The sequence below is a fragment of the Agrobacterium pusense genome, from assembly GCF_013285525.1.
Lineage (GTDB): Bacteria > Pseudomonadota > Alphaproteobacteria > Rhizobiales > Rhizobiaceae > Agrobacterium > Agrobacterium pusense.
This window is the reverse complement of sequence record NZ_CP053856.1, coordinates 2,404,756-2,426,290: the sequence shown is the minus strand read 5'-3', so window position 1 is coordinate 2,426,290 and position 21,535 is coordinate 2,404,756. Positions and strand designations below refer to the sequence as shown.

Genomic DNA, 21,535 nt, shown 5'->3' with positions numbered 1-21,535 from the left:
ATGTGCTGTCACGACATCACGAGAAGTTTACTGATCTGAACCGGCCGGAGCAGCAGGCGTGTAAATGTCAGGCGAAATATTGACCGCCATTGGCCGTCATTGTGGAACCGGTGATAAAGCCAGCCTCGTCCGAGACGAGAAACAGGACGCAACGCGCGATCTCCTCCGGTTCCCCAAGCCGTCCGATGGGGATTTGTGGCACGATCCGCTCGGCCAGAACCTTCTCCGGGATCGCTCTCACCATTTCCGTACCGATATAGCCGGGGCAGATGGCGTTGACGGTGATATTGCGGCTTGCGCCCTCCTGCGCGAGCGCCTTGGTGAAGCCGATATCGCCGGCTTTCGACGCGGAGTAATTGACCTGGCCCGCCTGACCCTTCTGTCCATTGATGGAGGAAATATTGACGATGCGGCCGAAACCGCGCTCCCGCATGCCCGGCCAGACGGGGTGGGTCATGTTGAAGACGCCGGTGAGGTTCGTGTCGATGACGTCACGCCACTGCTGCGGTGTCATCTTGTGAAACATGGCGTCACGGGTGATGCCGGCATTGTTGACGAGGATTTCGACCGGCCCGAGGGTTTCCTCCACCTTCGCGATACCGTTGACGCACGCGCCGTAGTCGCGCACGTCCCACTGGAACGCAGGAATGCCTGTCTCCGTCTGGAATGTCTCGGCCCGGTCCGTCGTGAATGCATAGTTGACGGCCACCCGATAGCCGGCTGCCTGCAGGGCGCGGGCGATGGCGGCACCTATACCGCTCGTCCCGCCGGAAATCAAAGCAACCCGGCTCATCTAGGCCTCCATGACCTGTCATTGAAGCGCCTGCAGTTGTGCAGGTGCTTGTTCGTCGTGCTCAACCGCCACAGAAATGCGGCCAATGGGAGGCCGCTTCTATCCTATTGTCCGCTGAACCGGAATTGCTTTTTGGCAAGTGCGGGCGGCCCGCGCGTCAGAGCGCCTCGATGCACATGGCTACACCCATGCCGCCGCCGATGCAGAGTGTCGCAAGACCCTTGGACACGTTACGGCGGCGCATCTCGTAAATCAGGGTGTTCAGGACGCGGGCGCCCGAAGCGCCGATCGGATGGCCGATGGCAATCGCTCCGCCGTTGACGTTGACGATATCAGGATCAAGGCCAAGCCCGCGCACGACGGCACAGGACTGGGCTGCAAACGCTTCGTTGGCTTCGACGAGGCCGATATCGCCTACCGACCAGCCGGCCTTGGCCAAGGCCTTGCGGGAGGCGGGAATGGGGCCGGTGCCCATGATCTGCGGATCGACGCCCGCCGTCGCCCAGGAGGCAATACGGGCTAGTGGCTTGATGCCGCGCTTTTCTGCTTCCTGTTCCGACATCAAAAGCGTGGCGGCTGCGCCGTCGTTCAGACCTGAGGCGTTCCCCGCCGTCACGGTGCCGTCCTTGTCGAAGGCAGGGCGCAACTTGGCCATCGTTTCCAGCGAGGCGCCGGCGCGGATATGTTCATCGGCGTCGATGACGATATCGGCCTTGCGGCCCTTCACGGTGAAAGCGACGATTTCGTCCACGAAACGTCCGGCAGCCTGTGCGGCTTCAGCCTTGTTTTGCGATGAGACCGCAAACTGGTCCTGCTCATCCCGGGAGAGTTGCCACTGGCGGGCTATGTTTTCAGCGGTGATGCCCATGTGATAGCCGTAAAAGGCGTCGGTCAGGCCGTCCTTCAGCATGGTGTCGATCATCTTGAAGTCGCCCATTTTCACGCCGCCACGCAAATGGGCGCAGTGAGGTGCCATGGACATGGATTCCTGACCGCCGGCGATGACAATGCCCGCATCACCCGTCAAGATTTGCTGCATGCCGAGGGCCACGGCGCGCAGTCCCGAGCCGCAGAGCTGGTTGAGGCCGAAAGCGGTCGCTTCCTGCGGAATGCCTGCCTTCATTGCCGCTTGCCGCGCCGGGTTCTGCCCTTCGCCCGCGGTGAGCACCTGACCGAGAATGACTTCATCAATTTCGTTCGCCGCAACGCCGGCACGTTCAAGCACGGCACTGATAACGGTCGCGCCGAGTTCGTGGGCTGGCGTATTGGCAAAGTGGCCATTGAAAGAACCGACGGCGGTGCGCGCAGCGCTGGCAATCACGATTGAAGGCAGGGTCATTTGTTTTCTCCTCACTTGCGGGCGGAGACTGGCAAAGCTTTCAATCCAAGTCAAATGACGAAAGTTGCTTTAAAAGATATTGCTAAATCACGTTGGAATCTTGCTAAAAATTGCTGCGCAAAAAACAAACTGTTGCGATGCACAAAACATTTGTCAGACAGCGCATTTTGCGCATACACTTTGCGCCGGGAAGAGCAATAACACCAAAAAACAAAAAAAATACCATCATCGCGAGGAGGCGGGCATGGCGAAACACGACGGCGAAACGATCATTAAAAAATACGCCAATCGGCGGCTCTACAATACCGGCACCAGCACCTATGTAACGCTTGATGATCTGGCGCAGATGGTCAAGCGTGGTGAAGACTTCAAGGTTCAGGACGCGAAGTCATCCGAAGACATCACGCACGCCGTGCTGACGCAGATCATCGTCGAACAGGAGGCCAAAACCGGCAATACGCTGTTGCCGACGGCGTTTCTGCGTCAATTGATCTCCTATTATGGCGACCAGATGCAGATGGTCGTGCCGACATTTCTCGAACATTCCATGAAGACCTTTTCCGACCAGCAGAGCCAGATGCAGGAGCATATGGCCAAGGCTTTCGGTGACGGCTCGCTCGCCCGCAATTTTCAGGCGCCATTGCAGATGATGGAAGAGCAGATCCGCCGTAATACGGAACTGTTCCGGCAGGCAATGCAGGGTTTCACGCCTTTTGCAATGCCACAGGCGCCGAAAGAGGCCCGCAAGCCGAATGCATCCGAAATCGATGAGCTGAAGGCGCAGCTGCGCGCATTGCAGCAAAAGCTCGACCAGCTCTGACGCTATCCTCTGTGCGCCGATGCCGGATTGACCAGACCGCATCGGCTGCTGCCTCGCGCTTTCAGCTTGCCGTTCTTTCCGGCACGCGCAGCAAAAGCAGAAATCCGGACCCCAGAAACAGGATGAGCGATGCCATGCCAATGTGAGCAGAGCCGCTCATATAGGTTGCCATGGAAAACGACAGCGTCGCCATGAAGCTGGTCGCGCGTCCGGAGAGCGCGTAAATTCCGAAGTAGCGGCCTGCCTCCGCCACGGTGATATTGCGGGCGAGATAAGAGCGGGACGACGCCTGAACCGGGCCGAAGGCAAGGCCGATCATTACTCCATACAACAGATAGGCTTTTTCGGCGCCGGTCGCGAAAATACTGCCATCGTCCGCCGTCGACAAGTGTATCAGGCCGAACAGGGTGGAGCCCTTTTCGGTGGAGACGATGCCGAGCGTGGCTGCGAGCAGAAGCACGAGGCTGATGAGGATGGTGACGCGCGATCCAAGTCTCTGGTCAACTCGCCCGGCGGCAAAGCACCCCGCGATGGCGACGACGTTGAGCAGAATTCCAAAGAGGCCGATTTCCATCGTCGCCCAGCCGAACATGCCGGCGGCGAAGGCGCCGCCGAGAATGAGAACGCCGTTGACGCCATCCTGATAAAGCATGCGTGCGATCAGAAACCGCGACAGCATCGGGCGGTGGCGCAATTCGCGCAACGTGGTCTTCAGTTCCCCCAATCCCGAGCGGATTGCCGCTGCAAAGGGCAGACCTTTTTCAGCATCGGGGGTCAGCAGAAACATCGGCAGGATGAAGATGAGATACCAGAGCGCAGCGAGCGGACCGGTTATTCTCGCATCCTCACCGGTTGCGGGATCGAGGCCGAACAGAGGCTTGATGCCGGCGATGGTTACACCGGTTTGTGGATTGGCCGCCAGCAGCGTCACCACGGCGATCAGCACCACCATACCGCCGAGATAACCGAGCCCCCAGGCGAGATTGGAAATGCGCCCGACATTTTGCGGGTTGGTGAGCCGCGGCATCATGGAATCGTTGAAGACGATCGAGAATTCCGCCGCGATGGAGGCGAGGATCATGCAGATAACGGGCAGAATGACCGGCGATCCCGGTGCCGCGTACCAAAGGAGACACAGGCTGACGATCTTGATGGCGGCAAAAAAGGCGATCCACGGCTTGCGTGCGCCGGACTGGTCGGCAATGGAGCCGAGGATAGGGGAGAAGAGGGCGATGATGATCGACGATACCGTCGCCACATTGCTCCACGTCGCCTGCGCCGCAATGGGATCGTCGGTGAGGCGGGCGACGAAATAGGGCCCGAAAACGAAGGTCGTGACAACCGTGAAGAAGGGTTGCGCCGCCCAGTCGAACATCACCCAGCCCCAGATGCCGCGTTTGGTAACGACTGCTTGCGCATTTGGGGCAGGGCTAGTCATTCATCGTCCTATCGGAAATTGGGAAATACGGCGCGATGCCGGTGCATCGTCTTGTCTGGCGCCATCCGGGTGGTGACCCGGATGGCGTTTTTAAGGCGGCCAATCAGCGTGCCTGAACGATATCGCCAAGCAGGCCCGCCGCCACGGTGAGCCGCGCGAGGTTTGTATCGCCGCTCTCGCTGAGCGCGCCGAGTTCGGAGACGATACGATTGACCCGCACGCGATCCGCCGCATACCAGGCCTGAACCGGATCCTTCTCCCTGGCATATTCTGTCAGGGCGGAGATAACGATCCGGCGTCTCGATGAGGAAATCTGGTCCTGGCTGCGCAGGAGAGCCAGGCTCTCGTAGTGATCCGCCGGTGTGATGCGCTGGCTGGCATCCAGCAGGCGCGCGACACGGAAGGTCGAGGAGACGGTGGCGTAGCTTTCAGCGGCGCGCGCGAGCGTTGTGCCCGCACTCTCGGCGATGCGCATGATTTCAGGCACATAGACGAGCAGCGAGAGCGTATCGAGTTCCTCCAGAAGAGCGGAAGGAACCCCGTCGATTTCCGTGATGCCGAGTTCGCGGCGATATTTCGCCGCTGCCGGTGACAGCGTCTTGATCGCGGTTTTCAGACGCTCGATTTCCGTCGCCATGTCGCCCGGGGTCGCACCCGCGCTCCCGGTTTGCAGATAGAGCCTGCTCGCATCCGTGAAGATACGCGTGATCGTGGCATAAAGCCCATTCTGAACTTCGCCCCCGATCTGGCCGTCAAGCGCATCGACCTCGCTCCACAGTCGTTTGAGACCGAAGCCATCTTCAACGATTACCGCTGCCTTGACGACATCGGCCGCAAGCAGACCACTTGCATCGGCAAGTTTCTGCACGAAGCCGGGGCCGCCGCGATTGACCACGGCATTGGCAAGTGCGGTCGCGACGATTTCGCGATGCAGGCGATGCGATTTGATATCATCGGCATAGTTCTTCTGCATCTTGGCCGGAAAATAATCGACCAGCAGATGCTGGAGATAGGGTTCGTCGGGAAGCGTGCTTGCCACCAGTGCATCAAACAAAGTGAGCTTGGCATAGGACAGGAGCACCCCGATCTCTGGCCGGGTCAGCGGTTTGCCGGTGGCGTATCTCTCGCTGAACTCGGCATTGTTGGGCAGGGTTTCGACCTTTCGGTTCAGTTGCCCGGTTGCCTCCAGTGCGCTCATCAGGCGGCCAAGTTCTTCCCGGTTTGAAAGGCCCAGCCGCTCGGTCAGCGAGATCGCCAGCGATTGCAGGTAGTTGTTGCGCAATACCAGCTGCGCCACCTCAGGCGTCATGGAGGCGAGAAGCTGGTTACGCTTCGGCATCGTCAGGCGACCGCTATTGACGGCGGAGGCGAGTGCGATCTTGATATTGACCTCGACGTCTGAGGAGTTCACGCCTGCCGAGTTGTCGATGGCGTCGGAATTGCAGCGCCCGCCCGAAAGCGCATAGGCGATGCGCCCCTTCTGGGTGATACCGAGATTGGCGCCTTCGCCGATGACCTTGGCGCGCACCTCCGTGGCGTTGACGCGGATGGGGTCGTTTGCCCTGTCGCCCACCTCGGCATTGGTTTCCACCGCCGCCTTGATGTAGGTGCCGATGCCGCCGAACCAGAGGAGATCGGCCGGGGCCTTCAGGATGGCGGTCATGATTTCGAACGGTGTGGCGACTGACTTGTCGATGCCGATGGCCGCCACGGCTTCCGGAGTCAGCGTCACCGATTTTTCTGAGCGCGAAATGATCATCGCACCGGCAGAGAGAGCCGAACGGTCATAATCCTGCCAGCTGGAACGCGGCAATTCGAACAGCCGCCTGCGCTCGACGAAGGATTTGTCGGTATCGGGATCCGGATCAATGAAGATATCGCGGTGGTCGAAGGCGGCGATAAGCCTGATCTTCTCCGACAGCAGCATGCCGTTACCGAAGACGTCGCCGGACATATCGCCCACACCCGCCACCGTGAAGGGTGTGGTCTGGATGTCGGTGTTCATCTCCCGGAAATGGCGCTTCACCGTCTCCCATGCGCCACGCGCGGTGATGCCCATCTTCTTGTGGTCGTAACCGGCCGAACCGCCCGATGCAAAGGCATCGTCCAGCCAGAAGCTGGCTTCATGGGCAAGGCCGTTTGCCGTATCGGAGAAGGTGGCCGTTCCCTTGTCGGCGGCGACGACGAAATAGGGGTCGTCACCATCGAGCCGCAATGTGTCAGCCGGCGGCACGATGGCGTCGTCGACAATATTATCGGTGATGGACAGCAGTGTGCGGATATAGGTCTTATAGGCCTCGCGGCCGGCATTAAAGACCTCGTCGCGGGAGCCGCCGGCGGGCAGGTTCTTCGGGAAGAAACCGCCCTTGGCGCCGACTGGCACGATGACCGCGTTCTTCACCTGCTGCGCCTTGACAAGACCGAGCACCTCCGTGCGGTAATCCTGGCCGCGATCCGACCAGCGCAGACCACCGCGTGCAACCTTACCGAAGCGCAGATGCACGCCTTCGACCTCCGTTCCGTAAACGAAGATTTCGCGGAAGGGGCGCGGATCGGGCAGGCCGTCCAGATGTTTGGGATCGAATTTGAATGCCAGAATGTCACGCGGCGTGCCGTCGGCATTTTTCTGGAAGTAATTGGTGCGCAGGGTTGCATCGATGGCGTTGACGTAACGCCGGAGGGTGCGGTCCTCATCGAGATTGGGAACGCCGCTCAGGGCTGCTTCGATTGCCTTATGAATTTCCGCGAGTTTCTTCAGCCGCTTCTTCTCTTCGATGGATGGATCGAAGCCGGCCTTGAACAGTGCGAAAATATTCCTGGAGATGTCAGGATATTTATAGAGCGTTTCGGAGATATGTTCCTGCGAATAGACGATTCCGGTCTGGCGCAGGTACCGCGCGTAGGCGCGCAGCACCGAGACTTCGCGCACTGTGAGACCGCAGGCAAGGATCAGTCGGTTGAAGTTGTCATTGTCCACCTTTCCTGAAAAAGCAGCAAGGAAAGCTTCTTCGAGTTTCTGTCCGTAATGCGGCAGGTCGAGTGTCGTGCTGGCCGCGACCGATAGTTCCATGTCGTGCAGCACGATGTCGTGCTTTTCGCCATCCGCCACGACGCCGATATCGAAAGTGCGCTCGCTGATGACATTAAAACCAAGATTTTCGAGCAGCGGAACACGTCGTGAAAGCGGAAGATGGCCTTCGCGGTGGAAAATCTTCAGGGATAGCGTTCCCGCCGGCTGGCCTTCCTGCTGATAGAATTCAATGCGGACCGGGTCGCCTTTCACAGCGGCCAGAATATCAGGCATGTCGCCGATCGCGTCTTCGGGCGTGAAAGCTTCCTGATAGGCCTGATCCACTTCCAGCACCGGTGCGCCCGGTTCGGACAAGGAGACGAAGTGATCTATCCAGCGTGCCGCAATATCGCTGACGGCATCTTCGAGCTTGTCCTGGGCGATGCGGGGCGTCTTGCCTTCCGTGCGGCCGACAATGAAATGGACGCGGGCAACGGCGCCTTCGGGGAAGGCAGGATAATAGGCAGAGATATGCCCGTCATAGACCCTGCTCAGATAATCGCCGATCTTCTCGCGCACATAGGAATTATACTCCTCGCGCGGAACGAAGATGATGGCCGAAACGAAGCGGTCGAAACGGTCTATACGTGCGAGCACGCGCACACGCGGACGGTCGCTGAGCTCCATGATCTGCTCGATGAAGCGGATCAGAAGGTCGGTTTCGATCTGGAAAAGATCGTCACGCGGATAGGCTTCCAGCGTGTTCTGCAGGATGCGGCCCGAATGGCTGTTTGGATCGAAGCCGAAATGCCGCTCGACTTCCGAGACCTTGGCGCGCAGCAAGGGAATTTGCTTGACCGAACGCGTATAGGCGGTGGCGGTGAAAAGGCCGACGATGCGCAGCTCACCAACGACATTGCCGTCCTCGTCGAAGCGCTTGATACCGATATAGTCCATATAGGCGCGACGATGCACGATGGACTTCACATTAGCCTTGGTAACGATGAGGAAATCCGGGCCATCGAGGAAGGCAAGGATTTCCGGTGTCGTCGTCACGGCATTCTTGCCGAGGCGCAGCACGCGGACATCCGGGTCGCTGAGGCTGCCGAGGCCGACGCCGTCACCGCGCTCGATCTTCGCGTTCTTCCCCTTGCCCGAATAGGTGTAGTCACGCATGCCCAGGAAGGTGAAATTGTCGTTGCGAAGCCAGTTGAGGAATTCGACCGCCTCCGTCCGTTCGGCCTTGCGCCGCGACGAGCCGCGTTTCGACAGTTCATCCAACGCCTCGTCTAGCTTCGCCAGCATGGGCCGCCAGTCGCGATAGGCCGATTCCACCTGCTTCAGCACGAAGCGAAGCCGCTCCTCCAGAGCCGAGGCTCCCTGCTGCGAAAGCGGTGCGATGTGCAGCTGGATAAGACTTATATTGCCGGCCGGATCATCATCGGGCTCGGCAAGGCGGTAACCACCCTTCGCATCATCGTCTCGGACGAGGATCGGGTGCACGGCAAGATAAAGACCACGATAACTGCTGGTGACTTCGCCCATAACAGAATCGTAGAGGAAGGGCATGTTGCGGCCGATAATGGTCAGAACCGTTACCGGCACGTCCCGCGGGGAAACACCCTCGACTTGGGAAATGCTGATATGAGGGGTGTCCCCGGTCCATCGCGAAAGCGCCTGGAAACTGTGGGCGGCACTCGCCGCCAGCATCTCGGCGGAATAATATTCTATATCGTCGACACTTGCCCTTCCATAAAGAATACCAGGATCAAGAAATTCGACATTTTCGGCAATTGCCTGCTGGCGCGCTTTTTCGATCTGTTTTTCGCGTTTTGGATTGTTTCTGTAGCCCATTTGACGTGGATTCCTCCAAAAATCACACTTTAATATAAAAAAGCATCGCCAATTTGCGGATTTTGCCTTTTCAGTCGAATCGGATATTGGCGTGGAATTACGAAGAGTTTAAGAGGCTATCGTGTTTCTTCAGGCGGTAAGTGAAATTTTTTTGCTTCTTTTCTCGCGAGGCTCAGTTTAGAAGCATACGACAGTATTTTTGCGGCTAATTTTTAAGCGGTTCTTGAGCCGCAATGTGATGTTGCGGCCACGGTTGAAGCAAATTATTGATTTGCGCCTATTTTTGTGGTACACCAACAACACTGATCCACAGCGCGGCATTTGTGTGCCCAAAAACACCACGAAAGCAACACCTCTTTTGCACGCGGTTTCCGTGACATATCGAGCGTTTACGTTATCGAACCCCGCGAGGCGGGAAGGTGTATTTTTGCGTGCACGGCTGGACCAGTGCGGAATCACCTGACGGTTCCCCCGTCTCATCAGGGCCTGACCGACCCAACCCCGGCATCCCCGGGTATGTAACAGGGAGTTTTTAGAACGAATGACGACCCAGCAGAAGAAATCTCCAGCACATCACGGCTTTAAAACCGGTGAAGCGATTGTGTATCCCGCTCATGGTGTCGGTACCATTTCTGCCATCGAGGAACAAGAAGTCGCCGGCATGAAGCTTGAGCTTTTTGTCATTGATTTCGAAAAAGACAAGATGCGTCTTAAAGTTCCCGTCGCCAAAGCCGTCAGCATCGGCATGCGCAAGCTTTCCGAAGGCGATTTTGTCGAGCGGGCGCTGAAAGTGGTGCAGGGCAAGGCACGTGTGAAGCGTACCATGTGGTCGCGCCGTGCGCAGGAATATGATGCGAAGATCAACTCCGGCGATCTCATCGCGATCGCGGAAGTCGTTCGCGATCTCTACCGCGCGGAAAACCAGCCTGAGCAGTCCTATTCCGAGCGCCAGCTTTACGAAGCCGCTCTCGACCGCATGGCGCGCGAAATCGCCGCTGTCAACAAGATGTCCGAAACCGAGGCTGTTCGCCTGGTGGAAGTTAACCTTGCCAAGGGCCCCAAGCGCGGCAAGGCTGTCGAAGAAGACGATTCTCAGGACGAAGCCGCGTAATCGCCGGCCTCTTCCTTCTAAAAAAACCCGCCTTTATGGCGGGTTTTTTGTTGTCAAAGTGCCGGCTTAATTCACAAGATGCGGATTTTCGTGCCTTTGCGCAGATGCGGCAGGACGCGCCGCATGTCGCGGGGATGAAGTGCGACGCAACCTGCTGTCGGTTCATATCCCGGCCTGATCATATGCATGAAGATTGCCGAGCCGCGGTTGCGGCTTCTTGAGGTGACGTTCCAGTCCAGCACGAGACAGACATCGTAAAGGCCATCTGTGCGCATCATGTCCTCGTGGCTCGGCGCGAAAGGTGCCTTGACCAGCCTGTTATAATTGGGGTTGCCGGGCTCATCACACCACAGCATCGATTTCCGCGTGCGTTGCATCGGTAGGGCAGTCGTGATGGCGGACATGCGGTCGCCGCGATAAAAGCCATGCAGCAGGCGGGTCACGGAAATCGGCGACCTTCCATCACCTTCCCGTTTTCGTGCGGTCCGGCCATTGCGCCCGATGGCGGCCGGAAATGTGAGATGGCCGAGCTGAACGATGGCCCGGTTGATTTTCAAAGGAGCTGGCCGAACCATGAGCGTTGATGCGCGTTTACGTTGTTCTACGGGACGTTTGCTCATGTTTTTCACGAGATTTTGCTTTGCAGGTTATTTAACGTGAAGTCATAGCACTTCATCATGTGATGGCAATGGGTTGACCTTTTACCGGCAAACCGCTGAATTGGCTGACGATTAAAGTAAGAAAGGCTGAGAATCCGAATGACGGCTCGCACTATCCTTCTCGTGGACGATGACGACGATCTTCGGGAGACGCTGACCGAGCAATTGTCTCCCTATGAGGAATTCTCGCTGTTGAGCGGCGCAAACGCCGCACAGGCGATGCAGACCGCCAAAACTTCGCAGGTCGATCTACTCATCATGGATGTCGGCCTTCCCGACATGGATGGCCGCGAAGCCGTGAAGCTTTTGCGCAAGGGCGGCTTCAAGGCGCCCATCATCATGCTCACGGGTCACGATACGGATTCGGACACGATCCTCGGCCTTGAGGCTGGCGCCAATGACTATGTGACAAAGCCTTTCCGCTTCGCCGTGCTTCTCGCCCGCATCCGGGCCCAGTTGCGTCAATATGAACAGAGCGAGGATGCGGTCTTCACCGTTGGTCCTTATCAGTTCAAGCCCAGCCAGAAGCTCTTGACGACCGAAGACGGCAAGAAAATCCGGCTGACGGAAAAAGAGGCCGCGATCATTCGTTATCTCTACCGGGCAGGCAGCACGGTCGTGACGCGCGACGTCCTGCTGGAAGAGGTCTGGGGTTACAATTCCGGGGTCACGACACACACGCTCGAAACGCACGTTTATCGCCTGCGTCAGAAGATCGAGCGGGATCCTTCCAATGCCGAGATTCTCGTAACCGAGAACGGCGGCTACAAGATCGTCCCCTGATAGACCCCCGGGGGGTCCCCCCGAGTTGTTGAGCATTGCTCTAGCACCTTGTGTTTTGAAGGCCGATATTGGAAAACCGCTATAGCAACGCAGGCGGTTTTCCGGAGTAACAATCGACATGGCCTTGACCGACGATATCATGCTGCTGGGGCAAGTGCCGTTGTTTGCGGGCTTCAGTGATGATCAGCTGCGGCTCATCGCCTTCGGCGCAGAGCGCCGGCGTGTCGCGGCGGGACAGACCTTGTTTCGCGAACACTCCCCCGCCGAATGCGCCTTTGCCGTGACGTCAGGTCATTTCGAGCTTTTTTCAGCCGGCCGGGACGGTAAGCCTGTGCTGCAGGCAACGCCCGGAAAGGGCGCCCTGCTTTCGGAACTTGCGCTTTTTACCCTTTGCGAAAGAAAATTTACTGCCGTGGCTGCGGAGGATTCCGAAGTCATCCGGATAACGCGCATTCTCTTTCACCGTCTGGTGGAAGAGTTTCCTGAGGTCGCCGACATCGTTTCGGCGCGCATTCGCGACAATATCGCGTCTCTGGCCGCCGGTGCCGCCCGTTTGCAGAACCGCTTCATGTGACCGCGCGCCAGATCACCGCGTCCGGCATTGGTTCAAAACCGGAAATGGGCGGTGACTGGAACGTGATCGGATGGTCGGTTCCAGCCGCGGGCTTCCCGCAATATCTCGATCCTGTCAAGCGACGGGCCGAGATCCTGAGACGACCAGATGTGATCGAGGCGGCGGCCGCGATCAGCCGCTTCCCAGTCCTTGGCGCGGTAACTCCACCACGTATAGATTTTTTCCGTCGCCGGCACATTCAGCCGCATCAGATCAAGCCAGTTGCCCTTCTTCATGATGTCCAGCATACCCTCGGTTTCCACCGGCGTGTGGCTGACGATCTTGAGAAGCTGCTTGTGCGACCAGACATCGTTTTCGAGCGGCGCTATATTGAGGTCGCCGACGAGGATGGAAGAGGTGCCCGGCACGCCATCGGCACGCAATGTCTTCATTTCCTCAATGAAATCCAGCTTGTGGCCGAATTTCGGATTGATTGAGCGATCAGGTTCGTCGCCGCCTGCCGGAACATAAAAATTATGGAGCCGGATGCGGCGCGATCCCACCTGGACAATCGCGGAAATGTGGCGCGCGTCGCCAATTCCGCAGTAATCCTGCCGATGATCTTCCGTCAGCGGGATTTTCGAGGCGATGGCGACACCATGATAGCCCTTCTGGCCGTGAATGATCACGTGCTCGTAACCCAGCGCCTTCAACGGCTTCATTGGAAACTCGCCATTCGGGCATTTGGTTTCCTGCAGGCAGAGAATGTCGGGTTTGTAACGCACCAGAAACTGCTCGACGATCGGCATTCTGAGCCTGACCGAGTTGATGTTCCAGGTGGTTATCGAAAACGACATAAATGAGCTCCGCTTTATCGCCTCGAAGCAAGGCCTCAAGGCTGTTTCCGGGGCGCAGGCTTATAACATCGTGACGAAAACGGGAATGTCTTTTAGCGGCAAAATGAAAAAGGCGGCCTGAGAGCCGCCTTCACACAGTATACATCGACAGGGAGCGTCAGCCGCGCTTGCGTACTTCTTCATAATTGATGTTGAAGACACGTTCATCGAGGTTCACGCCGGTCTGAACGTTGAAGATCATGACGGTCGTGTCCTTGTTCTGGGCGTCCGTCGTGGTCCATTGCCGCAGATCGAACGTCTTCGGGTCGAACATCAGCGTGATGGTGGAATCGCCGAACACGCTCTTGTCACCGAGGATGATGGTGGTCAGGTCAGATTCTTCCTTCACATCCCGGACCTTCTGGTTGCTGAGATCGATCTTGTCGGAGAGAAGCAGGCTGAGCGGAGTCTTCGACAGGGGATAGAGATCCCATGTCTTCAGCTTCATATTGCCGATGACGACATTCTTGCCGTCGGAGATGACGCGCATCGGCGATGGGTCTTCATAATTGAAGCGGAGCTTGCCTGGCCGTTCGATGTAGAACTTGCCGCCGGTCTGTTCTCCGCGCGGGCCGAACTGCACGAATTCACCCATCATGGTTTTTACCGACGAGAAGTGGTTCGCGATCTTCTGTGCCGTTGCGGTATTGCCGGCTGCCTGGGCAAAGGCGTCGAGCGGCGAGATGCCAGCGATCACGGCAGCCATGGAAAATGCCGTCAGCACCCCACGCCGCGTCACGCCATTTTGCGCTGCGCTTGCATTGGCCGTTTCGCCGGTGGTCAGGTCGTTCATTCTGTTCTCCTTCATCGCAGCGATTGTCCGCGAAAAACGCGGCGGCTTCATGACGTGAAAGCGTGTAATAACGCTTCTCGGCGCCGCTTGGTTGCGGATTATCGCTCGATGATATCTGCTTCCGTGGGAACGAGGATTTCGCGTTTTCCGGCGTGGTTGGCGGGGCCGATAATGCCTTCCTGCTCCATGCGTTCGATCAGCGATGCCGCGCGGTTGTAACCGATGCCGAGACGACGCTGCACATAGGAGGTGGAGGCTTTGCCATCGCGAAGTACGACGGCCACGGCCTGATCGTAGGGGTCCTCGGAATCCGAGAAGCTGCCGCCGCCGGCCGGGCTTGCGCCAGCGCCGTCCTCGTCTTCTTCCTCGGTAATCGCTTCCAGATATTCCGGCGACCCTTGTGTCTTCAGATAGGAAACGATCTCTTCCACTTCATTGTCGGAAACGAAGGGCCCGTGCACACGCTGGATGCGTCCGCCGCCCGCCATGTAAAGCATATCACCCATGCCGAGCAGCTGTTCGGCGCCCTGCTCTCCAAGGATCGTGCGGCTGTCGATCTTCGAGGTGACCTGGAATGAGATGCGCGTCGGGAAATTGGCCTTGATCGTGCCGGTGATGACGTCGACCGAAGGACGCTGGGTGGCCATGATGACATGGATGCCGGCAGCACGCGCCATCTGCGCCAAACGCTGCACCGCGCCTTCGATATCCTTGCCGGCCACCATCATCAGGTCGGCCATCTCGTCGATGATGACGACGATATAGGGCAGGGGCTTCAGATCGAACTCTTCCGTTTCGTAGATTGCCTCGCCGGTCTGGCGGTCGAAACCGGTCTGCACCGTGCGGGTGAGGATTTCGCCCTTGTCGAGCGCCTGCTGCACGCGGCTGTTGAAGCCGTCGATATTGCGCACGCCGATCTTGGACATCTTCTTGTAGCGTTCCTCCATCTCGCGCACCGTCCATTTGAGCGCGACGACCGCCTTTTTCGGATCCGTGACGACGGGAGAAAGCAGGTGCGGAATGCCGTCATAGATCGACAGTTCCAGCATTTTCGGGTCGATCATGATCAGGCGGCACTGTTCCGGCGACATGCGGTAAAGCAGCGACAGGATCATGGTGTTGATGGCAACGGACTTGCCCGAACCGGTGGTGCCTGCAACGAGCAGGTGCGGCATCTTGGCGAGATCGGCGATGACGGGTTCGCCGCCGATGGTCTTGCCGAGCGCCATGGCAAGCTTGGCTTTGCTGTTTTCGAAATCGCGGCTGCCGATCAGTTCGCGCAGGAACACGGTTTCGCGGGTCTGGTTCGGCAGTTCGATGCCGATGGCATTGCGGCCGGGAACAACGGCCACGCGGGCGGCGATCGCGCTCATGGAGCGGGCGATATCATCCGCGAGGCCGATGACACGCGACGATTTGATGCCGGGGGCCGGTTCCAGCTCGTAAAGCGTGACGACCGGGCCGGGGCGGACATGAATGATTTCACCCTTGACGCCGAAGTCTTCAAGAACCCCCTCGAGAAGACGGGCGTTCTGCTCGAGCACCTCTTCGCTTAGCGTATTGTCGCGAACAATGTTCTTGGGCTCCGCCAGAAGATGAACGGTAGGAAGCTGGAAACCGTCTGCAGCGATGAAAGAGGCCTGTGCTTCGCGTGCCACACGCTCACTGGGCTTCGGGCGTGCCGAAGGAGCGGTTATTTTCGTCTGTCCGCGTCCCGGCGCCTGTCGGGCAGTGAATTTCTGGTCGACGTCGTCATCGGAAAGGATGCCACTTGGCAGGCGGGCCTCGTCAGTACCGAAGGACGGCTCGCCGTCCCCATCGTCTTCATGACCGGGCGCGATGGAGGGAGGAGACATCTGGCGACGCGATGCAGTTCGTTCTTCGAAAGAGGGTTCCGCGCGCTGGTCGAGACGGTTGATCGCCGTCTTGAGGCGAGACGGCTCGTTTAGCGTGCCGAATTCATACTCGTTGAAATCATAGGGATGTTCGAATTCGTCATGCAACGATTTCGACTTCAGGCCGAACAGGCGACGAAAACGGGCCTGGGTGATGTACCAGTAGTGCGTCAGTGCGCCGAAGGCGAGAATATTGGCGAAGAAACCCTCGCCATCATCCTCGTCGTCCTCTTCCGCCTCGCGGACGGCGCGGGCCTTGCTGACGGCCGGTGCGGGTTCTTCACGCTCCAGTTCATCGTCCAGACCGCCGACAATGCCCGCGGCAAACAGCATGAGCCAGGCAGCCGGCGCGGCGAATATTACCCCAAGTATCGTCGCAACGGTGCCCGTGGGATAAGCGCCGATGAATAGGGCGGGAAAACGAAGGATCATGTCGCCGATCACGCCGCCGATACCGTTCGGCAGCGGCCAGGTGACGGGAGCCGGAAAGCAGCCGAGGGAGGCGGCGCAGACGATCGCGCCCGCGATCCAGGCCACGAGGCGGGCGGGTATGCGCTGCAGCTTGCGGCCGGCGATCAGGGCGATCGCCCATGCAATGACCGGCAGCAGGGAAATGATTGCCGAAAGCCCGAGGAACTGCATAACGATATCCGCGAAGATCGCGCCGCCGTAGCCCAGGAGATTGGTTGGTTGGTTTCCTGTGGCATAGGACAGGCTCGGATCCGCCACATTCCACGTCGCGAGCGCGGCGATACCGAGTGCAATCGTAGCAAGCAGAGCGAAACCGGCCAGAGCCATAATCTGCCGCACGAAAAACGCCGTCAGCACAAAACGTGTGTGACGACCATCGAATGTCGGAGAATGCATTCTGCCCATGTCCCTGAACCCGTCATTTTTTGGTTTCGGCGAGATCCGGCACACGGCCTGATCCCGGATTGACAGGGAAAACTAACCGCCAGCTGGTTAATGTCGTGTTAACCATGCGGTTTTTTGAGGATGCCAGAGCGTTTTAAGGTGAGCGTTTGAGCGAATTTCTGCTTTGAAGCGGTTGCGTTACGGCAGATTGGCGGCAAAGAAAAAGGCCCGTCGAAACGGGCCTTTCTTTTGGGAATGGGGATGGAGAACCCCATTTTCCCGATATCAGGAGTGGTAAGCGGCTTCGCCGTGGGTGGCGAGGTCCAGACCTTCGCGCTCGGCTTCGACCGGGACGCGGAGCCCGACGATCACATCGACGATCTTGTAAAGGATCGCCGAGACGATGGCGCACCAGACGATGGTGATGGCGACGGCCACGAACTGCGTCCAGAGCTGCGAGGCGATGGAGAATTCGGGCTTGCCGGTGCCGCCGAGTAGCGGCGAGGTGAAGATGCCGGTGCCGAGTGCGCCGATGATGCCGCCAATGCCGTGAACGCCGAAGACGTCAGCGGTATCGTCGTAACCGAACTTGTTCTTCACCACGGAGACGAAGAAGTAGCAGATCGGCGAGACGATGAGGCCGAGAACGATGGCACCCATCGGGCCAACCGAGCCTGCAGCAGGTGTGACGGCAACGAGGCCGGCGATCATGCCCGACGCGGCGCCCAGCATGGATGCCTTGCCACGGGTGAAGCTTTCAACCAGCGACCAGGAAACAATGGCGGCTGCGGTTGCGAGGAAGGTGTTCATGGTCGCGAGAACCGCACCACCCGATGCTTCGAGGTTGGAGCCGGCGTTGAAACCGAACCAGCCGAACCACAGCATGGCTGCACCGACGAGTGTCAGTGTCATGGAGTGAGGAGCCATCATGTCCTTGCCGAAGCCGGTGCGCTTGCCGACCATGATCGCGCCGATCAGGCCTGCGATACCGGCATTGATGTGGACGACCGTGCCGCCGGCGAAGTCGAGAGCGCCCATGCCGAAGATCAGGCCGTTTGCGTCCCAGACCATATGGGCGACCGGGAAATACACGAAGGTGGCCCACAGGATGGTGAAGAGGATGACGGCGGAGAACTTCACGCGTTCCGCGAAGGCACCGATGATCAGCGCCGGGGTGATGGCCGCAAAGGTCATCTGGAAGGCGATGAAGGTGTATTCGTAGATCACGACGCCCTGCGAGAAGGTTGCCGAGGTGCTGTCAAGCGAAACGCCCGACAGGAAAAGCTTGCCGAAGCCGCCGAAATAAGGGCCGGTGCCGCCGCCGAAGGCGAAAGAGTAACCGTAGATGACCCAGATGAGCATCATGACAGCGGTGATGACCGTGCACTGCATGAGAACGGAGAGCATGTTCTTCGTGCGGACGAGACCGCCGTAAAACAGCGCCAGACCCGGAAGGATCATGAAGAGCACGAGGATTGTGGCGACATACATGAAGGCTGTGTCGGCCTTTTCCGGAACAGGCGCTGCGGCTGCGGCCGGCGCTGCATCCTGGGCAAAGGCGATGGCCGGGGCCATCAGGGCCGTCGCTGTTGCGCCCAGCTTGCCGAGCGTCAAAAACTTGTTGAGTTGCATAGCTAGAAAACTCCCCTGTCAGCCGTGCTTCAAAGCGCTTCTGTGTTGGTTTCGCCGGTACGGATGCGCACGGCCTGTTCAATTGAGTAAACGAAGATTTTGCCGTCGCCGATCTGCCCGGTCTTTGCCGCAGATGCGATCGCTTCGACGGCCTTGTCCACGACGTCGGATGGAACAGCGATCTCGATCTTTAGCTTGGGAAGGAAGCTCACCGCATATTCCGTGCCGCGATAAATCTCGGTATGTCCCTTCTGGCGCCCGTAACCCTTTACTTCGGTCACGGTCAGGCCCTGGATGCCGACGCCGGTGAGTGCTTCGCGCACTTCATCCAGCTTGAACGGCTTGATAATGGCCATCACAATTTTCATCTGGTTTCCCATCCTTTGTTTGTCCTCGGCACGGAGCCGACTCTCCTGCCGCTGGCAGATCAGTAACAGCGACTGCGGACATACATTCAAAGGGCGTGCCAGTTTTGAGTGTGTAGCTAACTTATTGAAATGTAATGTTTATATGACGGACGTCTGAAAAAGGGGCATTTGTCGGCGAATTTTGCGTCTATAAAATGTGCGATTTTTAGAAAACGCACTTTATTTAATCATTTGCCCGTTTGCGGATCAAACCTTCCTGCGCCACGGAGGCGACCAGTTCACCCTGTCTGGTGAAAATATTGCCACGGGTCAAACCACGCGCGCCCGAGGCGCTGGGGCTGTCCTGTGTATAGAGCAGCCAGTCATCCAGCCGGCAGGGACGATGAAACCACATGGCGTGGTCCAGGCTTGCCACCTGGATCGAAGGATCGAAGATCGTCGTGCCATGGGCATAGAGCGAGGTGTCCAGCAGCGTCATGTCGGAGAGATAGGCGAGAATGGCGGATTGCAGGCGCGGATCGTCTGGTACGCTTCCAACGGCACGGACCCAGATATCCTGCTGCGGCTCCAGCTTTTCTTTTGAGATGTAGTGGGTCAGCGAGACCGGCCTGATCTCGATCGGCCGCTTGTTGCTCCAGTAGTTGCGGATTGAAGCGGGCGCCTTTGCGAGGAAAGCCGCCTGCATCTGTTCCTCGCTCATCAGTTTTTCAGGCGGCGTCACATCAGGCATCCTGATCTGATGGGTAAAACCGTCCTCGAATATCTGGAACGACGCCGACATGGAAAAAATGGCTTTGCCGTGCTGGATGGCGACCACGCGACGGGTGCAGAAACTGGCGCCATCGCGGATACGCTCGACCTGGTAGACGATGGGCACCAGCGGGTCGCCGGGACGCATGAAATAGGCGTGCAACGAATGCACGAAGCGATCGTCATCCACGGTTCTTTGCGCTGCGATCAGGGCCTGTGCAATGACCTGACCACCAAAAACCCGTTGCCAGCCGATCTGAGGGCTTTCGCCCCGGTAAAGGTTCTCTTCCAGCTTCTCAAGATCGAGCGTGGCGATGAGATTTGCCATCGGGTCTGACGATTGCAAGGGATGCGACATTTTTTCGGCCTGCTCCGGCTGTAGGAAGACATCACATGGTCTATAGTGCGCTGATGATGCGTGCACAAGATTTGAGGAGAAGCGCGATGCTGGACGTTGTGGTGGCAGGCGGCGGATATGTCGGTCTTTCCGTTGCTGTGGCAATCAAGCAGGCGGCCCCGCATCTGAATGTGCAGGTAATTGAAGCCGCTCCTGAGGATGTCTGGGCGAAGGATGTTCGCGCGTCCGCCATTATCGCAGCGGCTACCCGCATGCTCGATGTTTTCGGCATCTGGAACGAGATCGAGCCGGAAGCCCAGCCGATCCACAAGATGATCGTTACCGATTCGAAAACCGCCGATCCGGTACGTCCCGTGTTCCTGACGTTTGACGGCGCGGTGGAAGAGGGCCGGCCCTTTGCCCATATGGTTCCCAACGTCGCTCTGGTAGGCGCGTTGCGGGGCCTTTGCGCACGCCTGGGCATAGAAATCCGCCACGGCCTCAGTGTTTCCGATTTTACCGCAGGACCGCAGTCGACGGCTATTCACCTTTCCGACGGATCGACGCTCGAAGCGCGATTGCTGATTGCCTGTGATGGTGTTCGCTCGGCTCTTCGGGATATGGCTGGCATCAAGACGGTGCACTGGGCTTACGATCAGTCAGGCATCGTGACGACCGTTGAGCATGAGCGACCGCACGAAGGCTGCGCCGAGGAGCATTTCCTGCCATCCGGACCCTTCGCCATTCTGCCGTTGAAGGGAAACCGGTCTTCGCTTGTCTGGACCGAACGCACCGCCGATGCCGACAGGCTTGTGGCCGCCGACGACCTGGTGTTCGAGGAGGAGCTTGAGCGCCGGTTCGGCCACAAGCTCGGCACGATCCGCCCTGTCGGTCCCCGACGCGCCTTTCCGCTGGGTCTCACTTTGGCACGGTCCTTCGTCGCGTCGCGTTTCGCGCTCGCCGGTGATGCGGCGCACGGTATTCACCCGATCTCGGGTCAAGGCCTCAATCTCGGTTTCAAGGATGTGGCGGCTCTGGCCGAAACCGTGGTTGAAGCTGACCGTCTCGGCCTCGACATCGGCTCCCTCAATGTTCTGGAACGGTATCAGTCCTGGCGCCGGTTCGACACCTTGCGGATGGGGGTGACCACGGATGTGCTGAACCGGCTGTTCTCCAATGATGTCGGTCCCATTCGCATCATGCGCGATTTCGGTCTCGGCGTGGTGGATCGTTTGCCGGGTCTCAAATCCTATTTCATTGGCCAGGCCGCCGGTACCACGGATGCAAATGCGCCGCGTTTGCTCACCGGTGAGGCACTCTGATCTCGGCTTGTGGAGCCGGCTTCGGAACGGCTTTTCGGGGATTGGCGCTTGACAGCCGATTCCCGGATTTTCCGACCGGCGGTTTTACCGTAATGCCGAATCCGGCCAAGGACTTATCCGGATTCATAATCTGGTAGAGGCCGTGACTTCGCCAACCAGATATTGCGGAGAACAAAAGCTGAATCAAGGGGAGTCAGCGATTCGTATTCGATTCGTTCGCAGACTGTTCCGCAGCCGAATCGATTTCATTTTCGCCGGATTCTTTTTTCTTGTTCAACTATCTGAATCGAAATGGAAAATTTCGTTGACTGGTTGCCTTGTAGCACT

Annotated in this window: 16 protein-coding genes; 5 read left to right on the top strand and 11 right to left on the bottom strand. The window is 58.4% G+C overall.

What is annotated here, in order from left to right; all coding sequences use genetic code 11:
• Positions 1-67: 67 nt before the first annotated feature.
• Together phbB and HQN82_RS11755 are read right to left on the bottom strand one after the other, a co-directional pair.
• Entirely contained in the window at positions 68-793 is a 726-nt protein-coding gene (gene phbB, locus HQN82_RS11760; protein ID WP_112765661.1) for an acetoacetyl-CoA reductase, read from the bottom strand.
• Between the two features lie 157 nt (positions 794-950).
• On the bottom strand, positions 951-2,132 hold the full coding sequence (locus HQN82_RS11755) for an acetyl-CoA C-acetyltransferase (RefSeq protein ID WP_112765660.1): 1,182 nt from the start codon (positions 2,130-2,132) through the stop codon (positions 951-953).
• Between the two features lie 244 nt (positions 2,133-2,376).
• Here HQN82_RS11755 and phaR point away from each other — a divergent pair, with 244 nt between their 5' ends.
• Entirely contained in the window at positions 2,377-2,952 is a 576-nt protein-coding gene (phaR, locus tag HQN82_RS11750) for a polyhydroxyalkanoate synthesis repressor PhaR (protein WP_004444083.1), read from the top strand.
• 61 nt (positions 2,953-3,013) lie between these two features.
• Here phaR and HQN82_RS11745 read toward each other — a convergent pair whose 3' ends face one another.
• Both HQN82_RS11745 and HQN82_RS11740 read right to left on the bottom strand, forming a co-directional pair.
• Positions 3,014-4,390, bottom strand: coding sequence for an MFS transporter (locus tag HQN82_RS11745; RefSeq protein ID WP_112765659.1), 1,377 nt, complete (start codon positions 4,388-4,390; stop codon positions 3,014-3,016).
• A gap of 103 nt (positions 4,391-4,493) precedes the next feature.
• Complete coding sequence (locus HQN82_RS11740; RefSeq protein WP_112765658.1) at positions 4,494-9,254, bottom strand: NAD-glutamate dehydrogenase; 4,761 nt, start codon at positions 9,252-9,254, stop codon at positions 4,494-4,496.
• A gap of 541 nt (positions 9,255-9,795) precedes the next feature.
• On the opposite strand from HQN82_RS11740, the gene HQN82_RS11735 reads away from it, so the two are divergent.
• A complete protein-coding gene (locus HQN82_RS11735) occupies positions 9,796-10,365 on the top strand; it encodes a CarD family transcriptional regulator (protein ID WP_004444078.1) in 570 nt (189 codons plus the stop codon).
• Between the two features lie 71 nt (positions 10,366-10,436).
• Here HQN82_RS11735 and HQN82_RS11730 read toward each other — a convergent pair whose 3' ends face one another.
• Positions 10,437-10,940, bottom strand: a complete 504-nt coding sequence (locus HQN82_RS11730) for a L,D-transpeptidase family protein (RefSeq protein WP_107340696.1) — start codon at positions 10,938-10,940, stop codon at positions 10,437-10,439.
• Positions 10,941-11,123: 183 nt separating this feature from the next.
• Between HQN82_RS11730 and HQN82_RS11725 the strand changes: the two genes are divergently transcribed.
• Positions 11,124-11,807 (top strand): response regulator transcription factor, encoded by a 684-nt coding sequence (locus HQN82_RS11725; protein ID WP_004444073.1) that lies wholly within the window; start codon positions 11,124-11,126, stop codon positions 11,805-11,807.
• Positions 11,808-11,925: 118 nt separating this feature from the next.
• Positions 11,926-12,381: a cyclic nucleotide-binding domain-containing protein gene (locus tag HQN82_RS11720; RefSeq protein WP_004444071.1), complete on the top strand. Its 456-nt coding sequence runs from the start codon at positions 11,926-11,928 to the stop codon at positions 12,379-12,381.
• Between the two features lie 32 nt (positions 12,382-12,413).
• Here the strand turns inward: HQN82_RS11720 and HQN82_RS11715 are convergent, their stop codons facing one another.
• The 6 genes from HQN82_RS11715 to tesB form a co-directional block, all read right to left on the bottom strand.
• Positions 12,414-13,217 carry an exodeoxyribonuclease III gene (locus HQN82_RS11715; RefSeq protein WP_112765657.1) on the bottom strand — a complete coding sequence of 268 codons (804 nt, stop codon included), beginning with the start codon at positions 13,215-13,217 and terminating at the stop codon, positions 12,414-12,416.
• A 157-nt stretch (positions 13,218-13,374) separates the two neighbouring features.
• Positions 13,375-14,100, bottom strand: a complete 726-nt coding sequence (locus HQN82_RS11710) for a LolA family protein (RefSeq protein ID WP_162699296.1) — start codon at positions 14,098-14,100, stop codon at positions 13,375-13,377.
• Positions 14,101-14,147: 47 nt separating this feature from the next.
• Complete coding sequence (locus HQN82_RS11705; protein WP_037090121.1) at positions 14,148-16,811, bottom strand: DNA translocase FtsK; 2,664 nt, start codon at positions 16,809-16,811, stop codon at positions 14,148-14,150.
• Between the two features lie 273 nt (positions 16,812-17,084).
• Positions 17,085-18,431: an ammonium transporter gene (locus HQN82_RS11700; RefSeq protein ID WP_004444059.1), complete on the bottom strand. Its 1,347-nt coding sequence runs from the start codon at positions 18,429-18,431 to the stop codon at positions 17,085-17,087.
• Between the two features lie 29 nt (positions 18,432-18,460).
• Positions 18,461-18,811: a P-II family nitrogen regulator gene (locus HQN82_RS11695; RefSeq protein WP_004444057.1), complete on the bottom strand. Its 351-nt coding sequence runs from the start codon at positions 18,809-18,811 to the stop codon at positions 18,461-18,463.
• A 211-nt stretch (positions 18,812-19,022) separates the two neighbouring features.
• Complete coding sequence (gene tesB, locus HQN82_RS11690; protein WP_004444049.1) at positions 19,023-19,907, bottom strand: acyl-CoA thioesterase II; 885 nt, start codon at positions 19,905-19,907, stop codon at positions 19,023-19,025.
• Positions 19,908-19,993: 86 nt separating this feature from the next.
• On the opposite strand from tesB, the gene HQN82_RS11685 reads away from it, so the two are divergent.
• Positions 19,994-21,208, top strand: a complete 1,215-nt coding sequence (locus HQN82_RS11685; RefSeq protein WP_004444046.1) for a ubiquinone biosynthesis hydroxylase — start codon at positions 19,994-19,996, stop codon at positions 21,206-21,208.
• Positions 21,209-21,535: the final 327 nt, after the last annotated feature.